The sequence below is a fragment of the Acidovorax sp. NN32 genome, assembly GCF_057597245.1.
This window is the reverse complement of sequence record NZ_CP199679.1, coordinates 1,700,395-1,717,475: the sequence shown is the minus strand read 5'-3', so window position 1 is coordinate 1,717,475 and position 17,081 is coordinate 1,700,395. Positions and strand designations below refer to the sequence as shown.

Genomic DNA, 17,081 nt, shown 5'->3' with positions numbered 1-17,081 from the left:
CTGCGGCGACAATGGCGGCCCTGTCACCGCTGCCTGTTCATCACTGTGTCCCACACTTCCCCTGTTTTTGACGTCGTCATCATCGGCGCCGGTGCTGCCGGCCTGTTCTGCGCGGGCCAGGCGGGCCAGCGGGGCCTGAAGGTGCTGCTGATCGACCATGCCGAAAAGGTGGCCGAAAAGATACGCATCTCGGGCGGCGGACGCTGCAACTTCACCAACCGCGACCTGGACCCCGCCGCGCCCCACAAACACTTTGTGGGGCAAAACCCGCAGTTCTGCCGCTCGGCGCTGTCGCGCTACACCCCCGCCGACTTCATTGCGCTGGTGCAAAAGCACGGCATTGCCTTCCACGAAAAACACAAGGGACAGCTGTTTGCCGACCGCTCGGCCGAGGACATCATTGCCATGCTGCTGGCCGAGTGCGCAGCGGGCCAGGTGACGCACTGGCAACCTTGTGCGGTCAAAAATATAGCGTTCTTGGCATCTAGCGCTTATCCATCAAGCGCTAGCAGCTATCAAATTGATACTGACCGTGGCCCGGTGCAAGCGCGCTCGCTGGTCATTGCCACGGGCGGGTTGTCCATTCCCAAGATCGGCGCCACCGACTTTGGCTACCGGCTGGCGCAGCAGTTCAACATCCCGCTTGTCGAGCGCCGCCCAGGCCTGGTACCGCTGACTTTTGATGGCACGGGCTGGGCGCCGTATGCACAGCTGGCCGGCTTGGCGCTTCCGGTGCAAATCAGCACCGGTGCCAAGAAAGCCCGTATGGCCTTCGACGAAGACCTGCTGTTCACCCACCGGGGCCTTTCGGGCCCGGCCGTGCTGCAGATCTCCAGCTACTGGCAGGAAGGCGCGCCGCTGGCCATCAACCTCGCGCCCACGGTGGATCTGCCCGCCGCGCTGGCGCAGGGCAAGGCCCGCTCGCGCAAGCTGATCGCCAACGAGCTGGCCACCCTGGTCCCCAGCCGCCTGGCCGACGCCTGGGCGCAGCGCGAGGCCGACTGGCAGCGCCCCATCAACGAGGCCAGCGACAAGGCCCTGGCGCGGCTGGCCGAGCAGCTGGCGCGCTGGGAGCTGACGCCCACGGGCACCGAGGGCTACAAGAAGGCCGAGGTCACGCTGGGCGGCGTGGACACCAAGGCGCTGTCGCAGCAGACCATGGAGTGCAAGACGCAGCCCGGCCTGTACTTCATTGGCGAAGTGGTGGACGTGACGGGCTGGCTGGGGGGCTACAACTTCCAGTGGGCCTGGGCCAGCGCTGCGGCGTGCGCGCAGGCGCTGGCAGCGACACCCCCCTGAGGCCCCGCGGGCCTTCCCCCGCTCTCCCTACGCTGCCGCGACCTCTCGCGTTAACAATCCGCGATGCTGTCGGGCCCAGGCCTCCAAATGGTCCGCAGGCAGCGGGCGGCTGAAGTGGTAGCCCTGCAGCTCCTCGCAGTCCAGCGCGCTCAGCACCTGCGCCGTGGCCAGGTCTTCCACCCCCTCGGCCACAATCTTGAGGCCCAGCGTGTGGCCCAGCGCGATGATGGCGCGCGTGATCGCCATGTCGGCGGGGTTGCTCAGCATGTCGTGCACGAAGGACTTGTCCACCTTGAGCCGGTCGATGTCAAAGCGCTTGAGGTAGGCCAGGCTGGAATACCCGGTGCCAAAGTCGTCGATGGACAGCTGCACGCCCAGCGATTTGAGCGCGGCCAGTTGCTGCTCGGCCGCGTGGGCGTTGTCCATGAGCTGTGACTCGGTGATCTCCAGCTCCAGCCGGTGGGCCGGCATGCCGGTGCGCGCCAGCAGTGCCTCGATGTCGCTGACCAGCAGCGGGTCAGCCAGCTGCGCGGCCGAGAGGTTGACCGAGATGGAGACATGCGCCAGCGGATGGACCAGCCCGCGCGCGGAGGGGCCCGACAGCGGCACCTGCCATCGCACCCATTGCTCGCATGCCTGCTGCAGCACCCAGCCGCCGATCGCGCGGATCATGCCGGTCTCCTCGGCAATGGGGATGAATTCGCTGGGCGGGATGTGGCCCAGGGTGGCGTTGTTCCACCGCAGCAGGGCCTCCACGCCCAGCAGGCCGCCGCCCTTGGCGGACAGGCGCGGCTGGTAGTGCAGGCTCAGTTCCTGGCGCTCCAGCGCGCGGCGCAGTTGCTGCTCCATCGTCTGGCGGGCCAGCGCGCGCTGGTCGGTCTCGGCCGAATAGAACAGCGCCATGTCGCGGCCCGTGGTCTTGGCCTCGTACATGGCGGCGTCGGCACGGCGCATGAGCTCGTCGATGTCGCTGCCGTCCTCGGGGTAGACGGCGATGCCCACACTGCACGACACGTTCAACTCGTGCCCTTCCACCGGGTGGCTCTGGCGGATGAGCGGAATCAGGCGCCGCTCCACCAGCTGCTGCACATCCTCGCGCCCGGCCACGTCGCGCATCACCACCACGAACTCGTCGCCGCCCAGACGGCTGACCGTGTCGCGGCTGCGCACGGCCTGCGTGAGGCGCCCGGCCACCGAGCGCAGCAGGCCGTCGCCGATGTGGTGACCCAGCGTGTCGTTGATGGCCTTGAAGCGGTCCAGGTCGATGAACAGCACGGCCACCTTCTCGCCCGTGATCGGCGCCTGCGCCAGCGCCATCTGCAGACGCTGCACGCACAGCGAACGGTTGGGCAACTCGGTGAGCACGTCGTGGTGCGCCAGGAACTGAATGCGCTCTTCGCTGCGCTTGCGGTCGGTGATGTCGATGGCGATGCCGATGTGGTTGGCCAACGTACCACCCTTGGTCTCGCGCACGGCCGACACCATGAGCCAGGCCGGATAGGTCTCGCCCGAGCGGCGGCGAAACCGCACCTCGCCCTGCCACGACTCCTTGTCGAGCATGGTGCGGTGGATCTGCGCCGACAGCGGCTCGGCACCCGACTCTTCCAGCAGAAAGCCCAGGTCCTCGCCGATGACCTCGTAAAAGTCGTAGTGCGTGCTGCGGCAGAACGCCTTGTTCACGCTGATGATCTGCTGATCGGCGTTCATGATGATGATGCCCTCGGACGAGGCCTCGAACACCTTGGCCCACAGCTCCAGCCGCTGCTCCATCACTTTGAGCACATTGATGGGCGTGAACGCGGTGAGCACCGAATCGCGCCCCTGGAACTGCAGGCGCCGCGCCGACAGCACGGCCCAGGAAGGCTCGGCGGTGCCCTTCCAGCGCACCTCGAACTCATCGACCGAGCCCTGATCCGCCAGGCGCTGGAAGAAGCGCGCCCGCACGCCGGGCTCCAGACCCACGGCCCACGGGTCGGTCTTGCGGTCACCCAGCCAATGGGCAGCCGGGGCGTTGGAGTGCAGCACTTCGTGCTCGGGCACCGAGGTGACCACCATGGGGATGGGGAAGGCCTCGACCAGCTCGCGCTGGGCCTCGGCCGCGCGCGCGCTGGCGGCCAGCTCCTGCTGTAGCACGCGGTCGCGGTCAAGCTGGGACAGCATTTCATTGAAAGCCGTGACGAGACGCCCGATCTCGTCACGGCTTACCCAGTGCGCGCGCAGTGTGTGGTCGCCGCTTTTGCGCACCTCGTCGGCCACCCGCGCCAGTTGCTGCAGCGGCTTGGCGATCTGCCGCGCCACCAGCGTCACGAGGGAGAGGATGCAGCCCAGCAGCACCAGCGCGGTGCCCAAATGCAGCCACATGCGAGCGAAGAGCCCATCCACACGGCGGTTGAGCAGCCGCTCCAGGTCCACGATGCCCACGGTCCAGGCATCGCGCAGCGCGCCCAGCACCTGCATCTGCTGCGTGCCCACCTGCGCCATGGTCAGGCGCGACTCCCCCGCCGCCACACCCTGCAACAACGCCTGGAAGCCCTCCAGGGATTGGTGGAGCGCCTCGCGCGGACCCTGCAAGGCGGCCCGCATTTCGGGCGAGCCTGCGATGAATGCCTGGTTGTAGTCCGCCTCAATGCCCTGCATCACAGCATCCAGCCGCCCCACCAGCGTGAGCAGCTCAAAGGACCACTGCGGACCGCGCCCGGTCTGCGCCGCGTTCAAGAACACCACCGTGTCGTGCACCGCCTGCAGCAGTTCTGGAAACCGCAGCACCACCAGCGACATGCCGTAGTAGCTGTCGAGATCGGGGTCCAGAATCAGGTTGGACTGGTTGCCTACCGTGGTCAGCAGCTCGCGGCCCTCACGCAGCAGCTGGCTGCGCATCCCGGTCAGCACCTGCGCATCCGTTGCAGACGGCGGCCTGGCGGCCAGTTGCCCGAGCACCATGCTGAAGCGTTCGCCCACTTCCTGTGTGCGCAACTGCTCGTCATACGCCTTGCGCACACCCGTCAGCCGTGCAATCACATCGCCCGCCAGCGGCGGCTGCTGGGATGCATCCAGAAACTGCCCCATGAGCCCGTCGCGCAGCACCGCCGCATACGTGGTGCCCACGATCTCCTTGCGTGTGAAATCGATGGCCACGTACTTTTCGTGGATCAGGATGCTGGACACATAGATCACCGCCGACAGGTCCAGCAGGTAGATGAGCATGAGCTTGCGCCCCACACTGAGGCGGCCCAGCCAGCCCGAAACGCGGTGCATGAATGCCATGGTGTCTGTGGCGGCAGGCCCACCCGGGCGGATGACCTGGGCAACCCACCGACGGTGGTAAGTGATTGTTACAACGTGAAGCAATTTCCACGCCATTGCGCGGCCTGAGGATGGACGGAGGCAATGCCTCCGGTGAGAACGACCTCAGTCCTTGTTCGGGCGCGGCCCACTGCAGTGCCACATGGCCCATGCCCAACCAGGCCACCAGTGGCGGCGTCCCGCAGCGCGGGACGGGACGCAGGGAGCTGCACAGGGGTACTTCCCATCCGCGCCACAAAGGCTATAATCTCCGGCTTTGCTGGCAATGCCCCGTCGGCCAAATACTAGTTACAGACGGGGAAACCGCTTTGTACGGACTTGAGGCCCGATCTCCCCAAGCCCCTCTGCAGGCACCATTTGGAAAACCATTAGCTAATGACTACGATCCGCGTAAAAGAAAACGAACCCTTTGACGTTGCACTGCGCCGCTTCAAGCGCACCATTGAAAAGCTCGGCCTGCTGACCGACCTGCGCGCCCGTGAGTTCTACGAAAAGCCCACCGCAGAGCGCAAGCGCAAGAAGGCAGCCGCCGTGAAGCGCCACTACAAGCGCGTTCGCAGCATGCAACTGCCCAAGAAGATGTACTGATCCATCTTCGGCCCCGAGCCTTTTGCTTGGGTCCCAGAACCCGCGCTAGGGACGCCAAGCGCGGGTTTTTGTTTTTCGGGTTTGCCAAAAGGCTTTCTGGCGTCGTTGCAACGCCTTGCCGTAGCGAGACTACTGTCTGCGGCGTTGACGCCTAGCCAGAAAGCCTTTTGGCAAACCCTTGTCCCTGTTTGAAACCCAAAAAAGGAAGCCGCCATGAGCCTCAAGGACCAGATCACCGAAGACATGAAAACCGCCATGCGCGCCAAGGACAGTGAGCGCCTGGGCACCATCCGCCTGCTGCAGGCTGCGATGAAGCAAAAGGAAGTGGACGAGCGCATCGTGCTGGACGACGCCGCCGTGGTCGCCATCGTGGACAAGCTCATCAAGCAGCGCAAGGATTCCATCACCGCTTTTGAAGGCGCTGGCCGCCAGGACCTGGCGGACAAGGAAAAGGCCGAGATGGCCGTGCTGCAGGCCTACCTGCCCGAGCGCATGTCGGCCGAAGAAACGCTGGCTGCCGTGAAGGCCATCGTGGCCGAAATCGGCGCATCAGGCCCTGGCGACATGGGCAAGGTGATGGGCGTGGTCAAGACCCGCCTTGCGGGCAAGGCCGACATGGGCCAGGTGTCGGCTGCGGTGAAGGCTGCGCTGGCAGGCTGATCGCCCCCTCACCACCACCCAGTCAGTATTTTTTTGATAGCTGCTACCGCTTGTCAGACGGGCGGTAGCAGCTATTTTTGCTTCAAACCGGGGTGCTTACCCCCGCGTCGGCATCCCGCGCCATCCACCCGGAGCGGAAATGCTCCTGCAGAAACTCCACACACACGCGCACCTTGGCCGACCGCTCCAGCCGCGTCGGGAACACGGCCCACACATTGGCCTCCTGCTGCCATTGCGGCAGCACCTGCACAAGGCGCCCGATCTGCAGGTGCGCGCCCACATCCCACAACGAGCGCAGCACCACGCCACGCCCGTCCACCGCCCACTGCACGGCCATCTCGCCGTTGTTGGCCGACAGCGGGCCGCGCACCTTGACCGACTCTTCCTGCGCGCCGCTGCGCAGGCGCCACACGCCAAACGGGTGGTCGCGCTCCTTGATCACCAGGCAGTCATGCGCGGCCAGGTCCGCCACCGTGCGCGGAGCGCCCTTGCGCTGCAGGTAAGTGGGCGATGCGCAGAGCACGCGGTGGTTGTCGGCAAGGCGGCGCGCGATGAGGTGTGGCGCGATCTCATCGCCCACGCGCACATCCAGGTCAAACCCCTCGCCCGCCACATCCACCAGCCGGTCAAATACCTCCAGCCGCACCTGCAGCCCCGGGTGCTGCTCCACCAGACGCGACAGCGCAGGCGCCACGATCTGCCGCCCAAAGCCGAAGCTGCTGCTCACGCGCAGCAGCCCGCGCGGCTCGCTGCGCGTGATGGCCACCTCCTGCATGAGTTGCTCCATGTCGTCCAGGATGCGCTGCGCCCAGTGGAAAACGCGCTCGCCTTCCTCCGTCACCGCCACCCGGCGGGTGGTGCGATGCAGCAGCTTGACCTGCAGGTCCTGCTCCAGCAGGCGAATGCGCTTGCTCACGTAGGCGGGCGACGTGCCGAGCTCGGCAGCAGCCGCGCCAAAGCTGGACTTGCGCACCACCGCCGTGAAAACGCGCAAGTCGTCGGCCGCTGGGTTTTTATGCACGATATGTGAATGATGGAGCCACAGTTGACGGATTGTAGTTTTTGATGGCGCTCGGAATAATGCAGTGCACACACCGACCGCACCCACCTACGGCTTCCCTCTACCCTACCCCCTGCCCGCACCATGAACGCACCCACCACCAAGACCTACCGCATCGCCGTCCTGCCCGGAGACGGCATCGGCAAAGAAGTCATGCCCGAGGGCCTGCGCGCCATCCAGGCCGCCGCCGCCCGCTTTGGCTTTGAACTGCAGTTGCACGAATTCGACTGGGCCAGCTGCGACTACTACGCCGCCCACGGAAAAATGATGCCCGACGACTGGAAGGCGCAACTGTCGGGCATGGACGCCATCTTCTTCGGTGCCGTGGGCTGGCCCGCCACCGTGCCCGACCATGTGTCGCTGTGGGGATCGCTGCTCAAATTCCGCCGCGAGTTCGACCAGTACATCAACCTGCGCCCCGTGCGCCTGTTTGAAGGCGTGCCTTGCCCCCTGGCCGGCCGCAAGCCCGGCGACATCGACTACTACGTGGTGCGCGAGAACACCGAGGGTGAATACACATCGCTCGGCGGCATCATGTACGAAGGCACCGACCGTGAAATCGTCATCCAGGAATCGGTCTACTCGCGCCACGGTGCCAACCGCCTCTTGAAGTTCGCCTTCGACCTGGCCCAAAGCCGCCCCAAAAAGCACGTCACCCTGGCCACCAAAAGCAACGGCATTGCCATCAGCATGCCCTGGTGGGATCAGCGTGCCGACGACGTGGCCAAGGGCTACCCCGAGGTCACGCTGGACAAGCAGCACATCGACATCCTCACCGCCCGCTTTGTGCTGCAGCCCGGCCGTTTTGACGTGGTGGCGGCCACCAACCTGTTTGGCGACATCTTGAGCGACCTGGGCCCGGCCACCACCGGCACCATCGGCCTGGCGCCTTCGGCCAACCTGAACCCCGAGCGCAACTTCCCCAGCCTGTTCGAGCCCGTGCATGGCTCGGCACCCGACATCTATGGCAAGAACATTGCCAACCCGATCGCCATGATCTGGTCGGGCGCGCTGATGCTGGACTTCCTGACACAAGGCGTGGGTGCAGGACGGGCGGCACATGACGCCATCGTCACGGCCATCGAAGAAGTCATCAAGAGCGGCCCGCGCACGCCGGACCTGGGGGGCACGGCCAGCACCACGCAGGTGGGCGAGGCGATTGCGGCGCGGGTGGCTGGGCACTGAGCCACGGCCCTCGCCAAAATGCTCCTATTTTTATAGCTTAAAAGGCATACCCACCGAGCGGTAGCGGCCATTTTTGCTTGAAAAAAAACGGGTTATGTTGCAATGTCCTCGTGCAGACAGAGGTAGTTGCCCTCGGTGTCCTTGAACCACGCGGCCTTCTCGGCGCCCAGCACACACACGTGATTGACGGTCTTGAGGCCCGGGAAGTCGTAGTCCTCGAAGACCACCTTCGCGCATTTCAGCGCGTCGATGGTGGCCGCTATGTCGGCCACCTGGAAACTGATGGCCGTGTGGTCGGCCTTGGTGCCTTCCGGCTTGGGGAACAGCGCCAGCGTGCTGCCCCCCACGGCATAGACAAACTTGCCATCGGGCCGGAACCCGCCGGGCTTGAGCCCCAGGCAACCCTCGTAGAAGGCGCGGGCACGGTCCATGTCCATCACAGGCAGCATGGTGGTTACGGAAGCATCGGACAACATACCAGGTCCTTTCGCTCAATCCGGCCCTGGGCCTTGCCCCCTGGTGCGCACCAGGCCCCGGTCCGGGCCGCCTGACCGGTGGTGCAGTGTAGGCCGATCCCCGCCGCCTCACCAGTGCACGCAGTGAGGAGGCCCGCCCCCGTCACCCCCCATGGGGCGGCACCCGGAAGTTCTCGCTGATGTGTTTTTCCGCCCGCACCAGGGCGGCACCCAGCGCCCGCAGCCACCGCCCGCCCAGACGCAGCACCCGCCGGGGCCAGCGGCCCCCATGGGCCGGATACTGTGGCACAGCCCCCGGCGGCTGGCAGGCGTGGGATAGGCGGGTCGTGCTTTCGGGGTCCAGACGGTTGGGATGCAACATGGCCCGCATGCTCAGGCTTGGCTTACCATCTGTAAAGTTGAATTCAATGAAGCCTCAATTCATAAAAACTGATGCGTAACTTCAACCTGGACCACCTGCAGACGCTGATTGCCATCGCCGACCTGGGCAACTTTGCAGCGGCCGCGCAGGCGCTGCACCTGGCGCCGCCCACCGTCAGCCTGCACATCAAGGAACTGGAATCACGCCTGCAGGCCGACCTGGTGGTGCGGGGTCGGCGGCAGGCCGAGCTGACGCCCGCAGGCGAGGTGCTGGTGCAGGAGGGGCGCCAGCTGCTGCTTGCCTGCGACGACCTGATGGAGCGCGTGCGCCGCCGCGCCTCGGGGCGCGAGGGCATCGTGCGTGTGGGCGTGTCGGCGGGCGTGAGCACGCGTCTGCTGCCGCGCATGCTGGAAGCGCTGGCGGCGCGCTGCCCCGGTGTGGAGATACGGCTGGAGGCCGTGGGCTCAGCCGACTCGATGCAGCGGCTCAAGGCCGGCACGCTGGACATCAGCATCATCGCCAGCCCCCAACCGCCTTTGGCCGAGGTGCGCCAGACCCCTTGGCGCAACGACCCCATGGTGGCGCTGCTGCCTGCGGCCTGGGATGCGCCCGCGTTCGCAACCCCTGACTGGCTGGCCACCCGCCGCTGGGCATCGTTTGCGCCCGCCACACAGATGCACGGACTGATTGCCAACTGGTTTGGCCAGGCGGGCCACCACCCGCGCCCCTTCCTGGCGCTGAGCTACCCCGGCGCGCTCAAGAGCCTGGCGGTGGCCAGCCAGTGCGCCGCGCTGCTGCCGATGGAGGAGGTGGAGGACCTGCAGGGCACGCCCAATGTGCAGATCCGCCCTCTGCAGCCGCCGCTCATGCGCCCCATGGCTGTGGCGCACCGCCACCAGCCACCGCCCTCACCTGCGGTGGAGGGCGTGCTGCAACTGCTGGCCGAATTTGCGGACTGTGGGGAGTAACAGCTGGGCTTGCCGCCCGCCATCACACGGGTGGTAAGACTGGAGCGCCTGGGGCACGCTGCACCGCAGACCGCCGCAAATAGGGCTGCACAAAACAGGTACAGCCCCGTCAACAGCAGCAGCGCCAGCGGCGGCAGGGGTGCATACGTCAACCAATCCGGCGGGTTGCCTGCACCCTGCGCACGGACCACAAAATTGCCAATGACGGCTAGGGCGTGTCACCCTTCAATTCCCCCACGCGAAAGCCAGCCAGGCCGTGCAGTGCTAGGCGCCCTGAGTGCCGTGTAGCTTGGCTACACAAGCGAAGGGCAAAGACGCAATGCGCGGCCTGGCTGGCTTTCCCTCCGGGCTGGCCGCGCAATGCGGCGTCTGCTTTGTCGCGTGGCTTGCCCATAGATGACTATGGGCTGCGCCCCCCTTCGCGCATCCATCCGCATTGCGCGGCCAGCGCGTGGGGGAATTGAAGAGTGGCACGCCCTGGCGTGAACGCCATCGACACCCAGCGGTGAAACCGCCGAATGCCCACGCTGGCGCTCATTGCGCACCTCCGGCCGCGAGTTGGATCATCTTCCAGCCATTGCCCGCAGGGTCCCGAAAACCCGCATCCACATTGCCGTACCGGTCCACGGGCTCCTGCGTGAACTCCACACCCTGGTCGCGCAGCCGGGCATACGCAGCGCGGCAATCTGCCACATGCAACACCAGCGGCGGCATGGCGCCCTTGGCCACCATGGCGCGCAGCGTCTGCGCCGTGGCGGCATCGTGGATGGGAGGGCCGGGTGTGAACAGCCCCAGCTGAAAGTCTGGCTGATCGGGGTGCTGCACCGTCAGCCAGCGGTAGGGGCCGTTGCGCACGTCCGTGTGCACCTGAAACCCGAGCTTGCCCACATAGAACGCGAGCGCTTCGTCCTGGTCGTCCACATACACCCCCACCACACCAATGCCTTGGTTCTTCGTCATCAGATCTCCTTGGTTGCTGATGGCCGATTTGTACCTTCCGCCAGGCGGCGGCGCTTCTCCAAAACTGCTGTGGTGAGGTCGGGACGTTGCGCGGCCTTCAAGACACAGGCGGGCACCCGGTCCAGTGGCGTGGCACTGGCCCGGGCCTCCAGCCGTACCGCACTGGGGCTCATCCCCGTGATGTCGCGAAAGATGCGCCCGAAGGTGCCCAGGCTTTCCCAGCCGGTGGCAAACGCAATCTCGATGATGGGCAGGTTCGTATCGCGCAGCAGCGTGGTGGCCTGCTCAATGCGGCGGGTCAGCAGGTAGCGGTGGGGCGGAAGGCCGAACGCCTGCCGGAACGAGCGGGCGAAGTGCGCCTCCGACACGCCGCTGACCTCGGCCAGCCGCTGCACGGGCCAGGCCTCGTGCGATGCGGCGTCCATGCGGTCCTTGGCGCGCAGCAGGCGGCGCAGCAAGGCCGGGTCTTGCGGCGCAATAGCCGCACCCGATGTCTGCTTCGATGGCGCAGAGGGCGCGCTGGAGGGCAATGGGTGCGGGCGCTCAAAGGGCATGCGCGAAGCATATCGCCTTGGATTCTGGTGACCCGCCCGATTTTCCCGGGCAGGGATCGCGGCTGGCACCCGCACTCGGGGTCGCTTTTCAGGCTACCTGCACATCGCCAAAGACTTCGAGCGCCTGGCCGTTCAGCGCCCGCAACGCGTCCATGGAGTCCACCGCCTCGCCCAAGGCCAGCGCACCGCTGCGCTGGTACGCCGGGGCCATCAGACGCTGCGCGGCCTCCAGCACGAGGGGCGCCGTCACGGCATAGATGTCCTGGCCGCGCACACCGGCCGTTCGCGCCACGCCGTTTTGCACCAGCCGCACCACCAGCTCAAAACGCTGGGCCGACCGGCCGCTGCCATCCACCGCCGTGGGTGGCGGGGTGCTGGCATCGCGGATGTCGGCCAGGGCCGAGCGGTTGATGAGCGAGCGGATGGTGTCGGCCTGCAGGTGGTGGGCCAGGGTGATGGTCTCGCTAAACGGCAGCTCCACCATGGCATAGGTCGCCAGGGGTGCAGCAAAGGTCCAGTCGGGCACGTCGGCAGCGGGGACCAGCGGCACCAGGCGCCCGCCCTGTACCACCTGGCGCTGCGCCTTGTTGCGCTCGCCCGTCAGGCGCGTGCCTTCGGTGGGCCACCAGCGGTCCAGCCCCATGGCCACGGTGATCTCGTCGATGGGGCCGGGAGCGGCGAGCGCGCTGGCCAGCAGGTCGGCCAAGCCACCGTAGAAACCGGCAGCGGGCACCACCACGCGCCCGGCAGCCACGGCGGGCGCCTGCAGATCGGCAAAGGTGGCCTGGGCGCTGGGCTGCTCGGCGGTCACATCGATGTAGTGGGCGCCCGCCTGCAGCGCGGCCTGCGCCACCGGGGCGGCCGTGTCCATGAAAGGCCCCGCGCAATGGATGACCACGCCACAACCGGCAAACGCCTGCACCAGCGCCGCCGGGTCGTCCAGCGCCGCCACGCGGCACTCCACGCCTGATGGAAACAGCGCAGCCAGCCGGGCGGCATTGCGCCCCACGGCCACCACGCGCAGGCCACGGCGCAAGGCCTCCTGCACCACAAACTGGCCGGTATGGCCGCTGGCACCGTACACCGCGATGGAAGGAACAGAGGATGTCATGGAGAACCTTTCGGGAAAGAAGTGGAGGGAAAATTAACGATACAGACCTGTCTGTTGTTTGAAGATTACAGACAGGTCTGTATCATGTCAAGCATGGCTGCACATTCTTTTTCCCATCCCCTCCCGGCAACCGCGCCAAGCGCTCGCCCCAAGCCTTCGTCACGGCGCGCTGCGACGGCCTCCAGCGAGCCCGTGCAGGACGTGCGCGAGCGCATCCTCGACACGGCGTCGAGCCTGTTCTACCAACGCGGTGTGCGCGCCGTGGGGGTGGACCTGGTGGTGGCCGAAGCCGCCGTGGCCAAGACCAGCCTGTACCGCTACTTCCCCACCAAGGACGACCTCATCGTGGCGTTTCTGGAACGTGAAGACGTGGACTTCTGGGGCCTGTGGGATGCGGTGGCGGCGCAGCATGCCGAGGACCCCGCAGGCGAGTTGCAGGCCCACATGCAGTGGATCGGCGAGCGGCTGGGGCGGTCCAACTACCGGGGCTGCCCACAGATCAACGTGGCGGCCGAATTTGCCGAGCAGGACCACCCTGCCCGCCAGGTGGCCCGGCAGCACATGGTGGCGCTGCGCAGCCGCCTGCACGGCATTGCCCAGCGGCTGGGCGTGCCCCGGCCCGAGGCCCTGGCGGCCCAGCTGGCTGTGCTCATCAATGGGGCTTTTGTGAGTTCAGGCCTGCTCAGCGGCGAGGAAGCGACACCCGTGCTGCAAGCAGCAGTGCAGGCCTTGCTGGCGGGTGCGCGGGCAGGCAACACGTAGCGCAACAGCTGCTAAAAAAAGCAAAAAAGGCCCTTGCTCATCACGAGGGCCTTTTTTGCATCAGCGCGGCCCTTTGCGGCGGCTGCGCTACGGACCGGGCATCAGCTCCCGGCCACCTTCATGCGGTTCACCAGGATGGAACCCACCGTCTTGGCACCGTAGTTGTAGGCGTCGGCGCCCACGGCCTCAATGCCTTTGAGCATGTCTTTGAGGTTGCCCGCGATGGTGATCTCGTGCACCGGGTAGGCAATCTTGCCGTTCTCCACCCAGAAGCCGCTCGCGCCGCGCGAATAGTCGCCGGTCACGTAGTTCACGCCCTGGCCCATCAGCTCCACCACGAAGAGGCCGGTGCCCAGCTTTTGCAGCATGGCGTCGAGGTTGTCGCTGGCTTGCGTGAGGCGTGAGGTCATCACCAGGTTGTGCGAGCCACCGGCGTTGCCCGTGGTCTTCATGCCCAGCTTTCGCGCCGAGTAGCTGGACAGGAAGTAGCCCTCCACCCGCCCGCCCTTGACCACCTTGCGCGGTGCCACGCGCACGCCCTCTTCGTCAAAGGGCGAGCTGCCCTTGCCGCCCAGGATGAAGGGGTCTTCGAGGATGTCGATGTGCTTGGGGAAGACCATCTTGCCCAGCGAATCGAGCAGGAAAGTGCTCTTGCGGTAGAGCGCGCCGCCACTCACGGCCTGCACAAAACCGCCCAGCAGGCCGGCGGCCAGGGTGGATTCAAACAGCACGGGGCATTGGGTGGTGGGGATCTTGCGGCTGCCCAGGCGGCTCAGGGCGCGCTGCGCGGCGTAGCGGCCCACGGCCTCGGGCGAGGCCAGGTCGGCCGCGTTGCGCATGGAGCTGTACCAGGCATCGCGCTGCATCTCGGCGTTCTTGCCCGGCAGCGAGGCAATGGGTGCCACAGAGAAGCTGTGGCGCGAGCTGGCATAACCGCCACGAAAGCCGCGTGTGTGGGCGCTGAAGAAATGGCTTTGCTGGGCCGACACGCCCGCGCCTTCGCTGTTGGTGATGCGGCGGTGCGTCTTGAGCGCGGCGGCCTCGCAGGCCTTGGCGATTTCAGCGGCCTCTTCGCTGGTGATGGCCCAGGGGTGGAACAGGTCCAGGTCACGGTGCGTGTCGGCCGGGGCGATGTCATCGGCTTCTGGCAGGCCTGCCATGGGATCTTCGGCCGTGAAACGGGCGATATCGTAGGCTGCCTGCACGGTCTGCTCGATGGCCTTGTTCGAGAAATCGGAAGTGCTGGCGTTGCCACGGCGTTTGCCAAGGTACACCGTCACGCCCAGGGATTTATCGCGGTTGCGCTCCACGTTCTCCAGCTCGCCCTTGCGCACGCTGACCGACAGGCCGCAGCCCTCAGACGCCTCGGCGCCTGCGTCGGTGGCGCCGAGCTTTTTGGCATGGGCCAGGGCGCGGTCCACCAGGTCTTCAAAGAACGCGCGGCTGTAGCTGAAGCCGTTGTCAGGGGTGCGGGAGGTGGCAGGCGCGGGCGCTGCGGCAGCCGCGCTTTGGGCGCGCGCGGCGCGGGTGGAGGGTTTATTCATAGCGGCAGCTATGATACTTGCCGCTGTGGCGCGCTCTGCGCCGCTTCTCTTTTTGCCCCCACCCATGTCACGCAAACCCAAAAAAGGCTACTTTGTGCGAGGCCAGTTCGTTGCCGAAGGCAGCGAAATGGACATTCAGCTCAAGGCCGAACTCAAAGGCACGCCCGATGCCAGCCGCACCGATCTCAAGCGCGAAAGCGACGAACTGCAGGAGCTGGGCAAAGAGCTTTTGAGCTTGCGCGCCGACCTGTTCGAGGCGGTGGGACTGCCCGACAAGCTGGTGGACGCGCTGGCCGAGGCCAAGCGCATCACCAACTTTGAAGGCAAGCGCCGCCAGATGCAGTACGTGGGCAAGATCATGCGCAAGCTCGAACCCGAGCTGGTGCAGGCCGCCCGCCAGGCGCTGGAAGAGCAGCACAAGGGCTCGGCCACCGAAAAGATGCAGTTGCACCTGGCCGAACACTGGCGCGACCGCCTGATTGCCGACGATGACGCGCTGGCCCCCTGGATGGCCGAGCACCCCACCACCGACACGCAGCAGTTGCGCGCGCTAATCCGCCAAGCCCGCAAGGACGCACAGCCTGCGGGCAAGGAGGCCAATGTCCAGGTCTCGCAAGGCCTGGCCCCGCGCAAGGGCCGCGCCTACCGCGAGCTGTTCCAGCTGGTGCGCGAGCACCTGGGCGGCACGGGTGCAGACGACGCCAGCGATATCGATGAGGACCACGGCGATGAGTGAGCCTTCCGCCCTGCACGACCCGGTGAAGATCGGCATCGTCTCCATCAGCGACCGCGCCAGCAGCGGTGTCTATGAAGACAAGGGCCTGCCCGCGCTGCAGGACTGGCTCACGCGCGCACTGCACAACCCCATCACCTTCGAATCGCGCCTGATCCCCGACGAGCAGGAAGGCATCAGCGCGGCGCTGATCGAATTGGTCAACGCAGGCTGTTGCCTGGTGCTGACCACCGGCGGCACGGGCCCTGCCTTGCGCGACGTGACGCCGGAGGCCACGTTGGCCGTGGCGCACAAGGAGATGCCGGGCTTTGGCGAGCAGATGCGCCAGATCAGCCTGAAGTTCGTGCCCACCGCCATCCTCTCGCGCCAGGTGGCCGTGGTGCGCGACCAGAGCCTCATCATCAACCTGCCCGGCCAGCCCAAGGCGATTGCCGAGACGCTGGAAGGCTTGAAGGATGCGGATGGCAAGCAAATCGTGCCGGGCATCTTTGCGGCCGTACCCTACTGCGTGGATCTGATTGGCGGGCCGTATCTGGAAACGCGCGACGAGGTCTGCAAAGCGTTCCGCCCCAAGAGCGCTGTGCGGGCAACTCGCCCAGCTTGATACTTCAGAATTTGAAGCAAATATAGCCGCTAGCGCTTGCCCGATAAGCGCAAGTAGCTATATTTTTCATAGCAACAAAATAAGACAGGGCAGCGCAGGCACGCCGCTACTTGCCCACCAGTTCGTTCAGCTTGCCCGCCTCGAACTGCTCCTTGAGCGCAGCATCACACGGCACGCAGTCCTTGTTCTGCGGGTTGGTGGACAGCTTCTCGATGGCCTGCCACAGCAGCGCGATCTGGTGCTCCTGCGACGAGGCGTTGTCGATCAACCCGCGCATGGCCTGCGAGAGCGGATCGTCCTCCTGCGTGATGCCATAGGCCGTGAACTTGCGCGCCTGCTGCGGCTCGGTCACGTCCGCGCTTTCGCCAGCTTTGGACGGGATGATCCGGGCCGGAATGCCCACCGCCGTGGCGCCCGCAGGCACCGGCTTGATGACCACGGCATTGCTGCCGATCTTCGCGCCGTCACCCACTTCAAAGCCGCCGAGCACCTTGGCGCCCGCACTCACCACCACGTCCTTGCCCAACGTGGGATGGCGCTTGGCACCTTTGTACAGCGAGGTACCGCCCAGCGTGACGCCCTGGTAGATGGTGCAGCCGTCGCCGATCTCGGCGGTCTCGCCCACCACCACGCCCATCGCATGGTCGAAGAACACGCGCTCTCCAATCTTCGCGCCGGGGTGAATCTCGATGCCCGTGAACCAGCGCGCAAAGTGCGAAATAAAGCGACCGAGCCATTTCAGGCCGTGGTGCCAGCACCAGTGCGCGGGGCGATGCAGCCAGATCGCGTGCAGGCCCGGATAACAGGTGATCACCTCCCACGTGCTGCGCGCGGCAGGATCGCGGTCGAGGATGCACTGGATATCGGAGCGCAGGCGGGCGAACATCGGTTCTTTTCGTTATGTGTTTATGGC

The 17,081-nt window shown here is 66.1% G+C and carries 17 protein-coding genes; 8 read left to right on the top strand and 9 right to left on the bottom strand.

The genetic code is table 11. The features are described 5' to 3' along the window. Nucleotides 1-45 precede the first annotated feature (45 nt). A complete protein-coding gene (locus ACT89O_RS07875; protein ID WP_487262285.1) occupies nucleotides 46-1,299 on the top strand; it encodes a BaiN/RdsA family NAD(P)/FAD-dependent oxidoreductase in 1,254 nt (417 codons plus the stop codon). A 27-nt stretch (nucleotides 1,300-1,326) separates the two neighbouring features. Here the strand turns inward: ACT89O_RS07875 and ACT89O_RS07870 are convergent, their stop codons facing one another. Then, nucleotides 1,327-4,563, bottom strand: a complete 3,237-nt coding sequence (locus ACT89O_RS07870; protein ID WP_487262284.1) for an EAL domain-containing protein — start codon at nucleotides 4,561-4,563, stop codon at nucleotides 1,327-1,329. Nucleotides 4,564-4,977: 414 nt separating this feature from the next. Between ACT89O_RS07870 and rpsU the strand changes: the two genes are divergently transcribed. Beyond that, nucleotides 4,978-5,190 (top strand): 30S ribosomal protein S21, encoded by a 213-nt coding sequence (gene rpsU / locus ACT89O_RS07865; RefSeq protein WP_005799779.1) that lies wholly within the window; start codon nucleotides 4,978-4,980, stop codon nucleotides 5,188-5,190. A gap of 213 nt (nucleotides 5,191-5,403) precedes the next feature. Beyond that, nucleotides 5,404-5,850, top strand: a complete 447-nt coding sequence (locus tag ACT89O_RS07860; RefSeq protein ID WP_055400197.1) for a GatB/YqeY domain-containing protein — start codon at nucleotides 5,404-5,406, stop codon at nucleotides 5,848-5,850. Between the two features lie 82 nt (nucleotides 5,851-5,932). On the opposite strand, the gene ACT89O_RS07855 is transcribed toward ACT89O_RS07860, so the two are convergent. Continuing rightward, nucleotides 5,933-6,871: a LysR substrate-binding domain-containing protein gene (locus ACT89O_RS07855; RefSeq protein WP_199731156.1), complete on the bottom strand. Its 939-nt coding sequence runs from the start codon at nucleotides 6,869-6,871 to the stop codon at nucleotides 5,933-5,935. Nucleotides 6,872-6,994: 123 nt separating this feature from the next. On the opposite strand from ACT89O_RS07855, the gene ACT89O_RS07850 reads away from it, so the two are divergent. Beyond that, nucleotides 6,995-8,095 (top strand): tartrate dehydrogenase, encoded by a 1,101-nt coding sequence (locus ACT89O_RS07850; RefSeq protein ID WP_121419389.1) that lies wholly within the window; start codon nucleotides 6,995-6,997, stop codon nucleotides 8,093-8,095. Nucleotides 8,096-8,187: 92 nt separating this feature from the next. On the opposite strand, the gene ACT89O_RS07845 is transcribed toward ACT89O_RS07850, so the two are convergent. Both ACT89O_RS07845 and ACT89O_RS07840 read right to left on the bottom strand, forming a co-directional pair. Next, on the bottom strand, nucleotides 8,188-8,571 hold the full coding sequence (locus ACT89O_RS07845) for a VOC family protein (RefSeq protein ID WP_487262283.1): 384 nt from the start codon (nucleotides 8,569-8,571) through the stop codon (nucleotides 8,188-8,190). Between the two features lie 142 nt (nucleotides 8,572-8,713). Further along, complete coding sequence (locus tag ACT89O_RS07840) at nucleotides 8,714-8,932, bottom strand: hypothetical protein (protein WP_147433212.1); 219 nt, start codon at nucleotides 8,930-8,932, stop codon at nucleotides 8,714-8,716. Between the two features lie 71 nt (nucleotides 8,933-9,003). On the opposite strand from ACT89O_RS07840, the gene ACT89O_RS07835 reads away from it, so the two are divergent. Continuing rightward, nucleotides 9,004-9,900, top strand: a complete 897-nt coding sequence (locus ACT89O_RS07835) for a LysR family transcriptional regulator (RefSeq protein ID WP_121419387.1) — start codon at nucleotides 9,004-9,006, stop codon at nucleotides 9,898-9,900. Nucleotides 9,901-10,434: 534 nt separating this feature from the next. Here ACT89O_RS07835 and ACT89O_RS07830 read toward each other — a convergent pair. The 3 genes from ACT89O_RS07830 to ACT89O_RS07820 form a co-directional block, all read right to left on the bottom strand. After that, a complete protein-coding gene (locus ACT89O_RS07830) occupies nucleotides 10,435-10,860 on the bottom strand; it encodes a VOC family protein (protein ID WP_121419386.1) in 426 nt (141 codons plus the stop codon). After that, nucleotides 10,860-11,414 (bottom strand): helix-turn-helix domain-containing protein, encoded by a 555-nt coding sequence (locus ACT89O_RS07825; protein WP_487262282.1) that lies wholly within the window; start codon nucleotides 11,412-11,414, stop codon nucleotides 10,860-10,862. The genes ACT89O_RS07830 and ACT89O_RS07825 overlap by 1 nt, the downstream gene beginning before the upstream one ends. 88 nt (nucleotides 11,415-11,502) lie before the next feature. Next, nucleotides 11,503-12,525 carry a saccharopine dehydrogenase NADP-binding domain-containing protein gene (locus tag ACT89O_RS07820; RefSeq protein ID WP_487262281.1) on the bottom strand — a complete coding sequence of 341 codons (1,023 nt, stop codon included), beginning with the start codon at nucleotides 12,523-12,525 and terminating at the stop codon, nucleotides 11,503-11,505. Nucleotides 12,526-12,618: 93 nt separating this feature from the next. Between ACT89O_RS07820 and ACT89O_RS07815 the strand changes: the two genes are divergently transcribed. After that, on the top strand, nucleotides 12,619-13,287 hold the full coding sequence (locus ACT89O_RS07815; RefSeq protein WP_487262280.1) for a TetR/AcrR family transcriptional regulator: 669 nt from the start codon (nucleotides 12,619-12,621) through the stop codon (nucleotides 13,285-13,287). A 101-nt stretch (nucleotides 13,288-13,388) separates the two neighbouring features. Here ACT89O_RS07815 and pmbA read toward each other — a convergent pair whose 3' ends face one another. Beyond that, nucleotides 13,389-14,831: a metalloprotease PmbA gene (pmbA, locus tag ACT89O_RS07810; RefSeq protein ID WP_487262279.1), complete on the bottom strand. Its 1,443-nt coding sequence runs from the start codon at nucleotides 14,829-14,831 to the stop codon at nucleotides 13,389-13,391. Nucleotides 14,832-14,895: 64 nt separating this feature from the next. Between pmbA and yjgA the strand changes: the two genes are divergently transcribed. Together yjgA and mog are read left to right on the top strand one after the other, a co-directional pair. After that, on the top strand, nucleotides 14,896-15,567 hold the full coding sequence (yjgA, locus tag ACT89O_RS07805) for a ribosome biogenesis factor YjgA (RefSeq protein ID WP_055400276.1): 672 nt from the start codon (nucleotides 14,896-14,898) through the stop codon (nucleotides 15,565-15,567). Beyond that, complete coding sequence (gene mog / locus ACT89O_RS07800) at nucleotides 15,560-16,168, top strand: molybdopterin adenylyltransferase (RefSeq protein ID WP_228900210.1); 609 nt, start codon at nucleotides 15,560-15,562, stop codon at nucleotides 16,166-16,168. Before yjgA ends, mog begins: the two co-directional genes overlap by 8 nt. A 106-nt stretch (nucleotides 16,169-16,274) precedes the next feature. Here mog and cysE read toward each other — a convergent pair whose 3' ends face one another. Then, entirely contained in the window at nucleotides 16,275-17,054 is a 780-nt protein-coding gene (gene cysE, locus ACT89O_RS07795) for a serine O-acetyltransferase (RefSeq protein WP_055400178.1), read from the bottom strand. Between the last annotated feature and the right edge of the window lie 27 nt (nucleotides 17,055-17,081).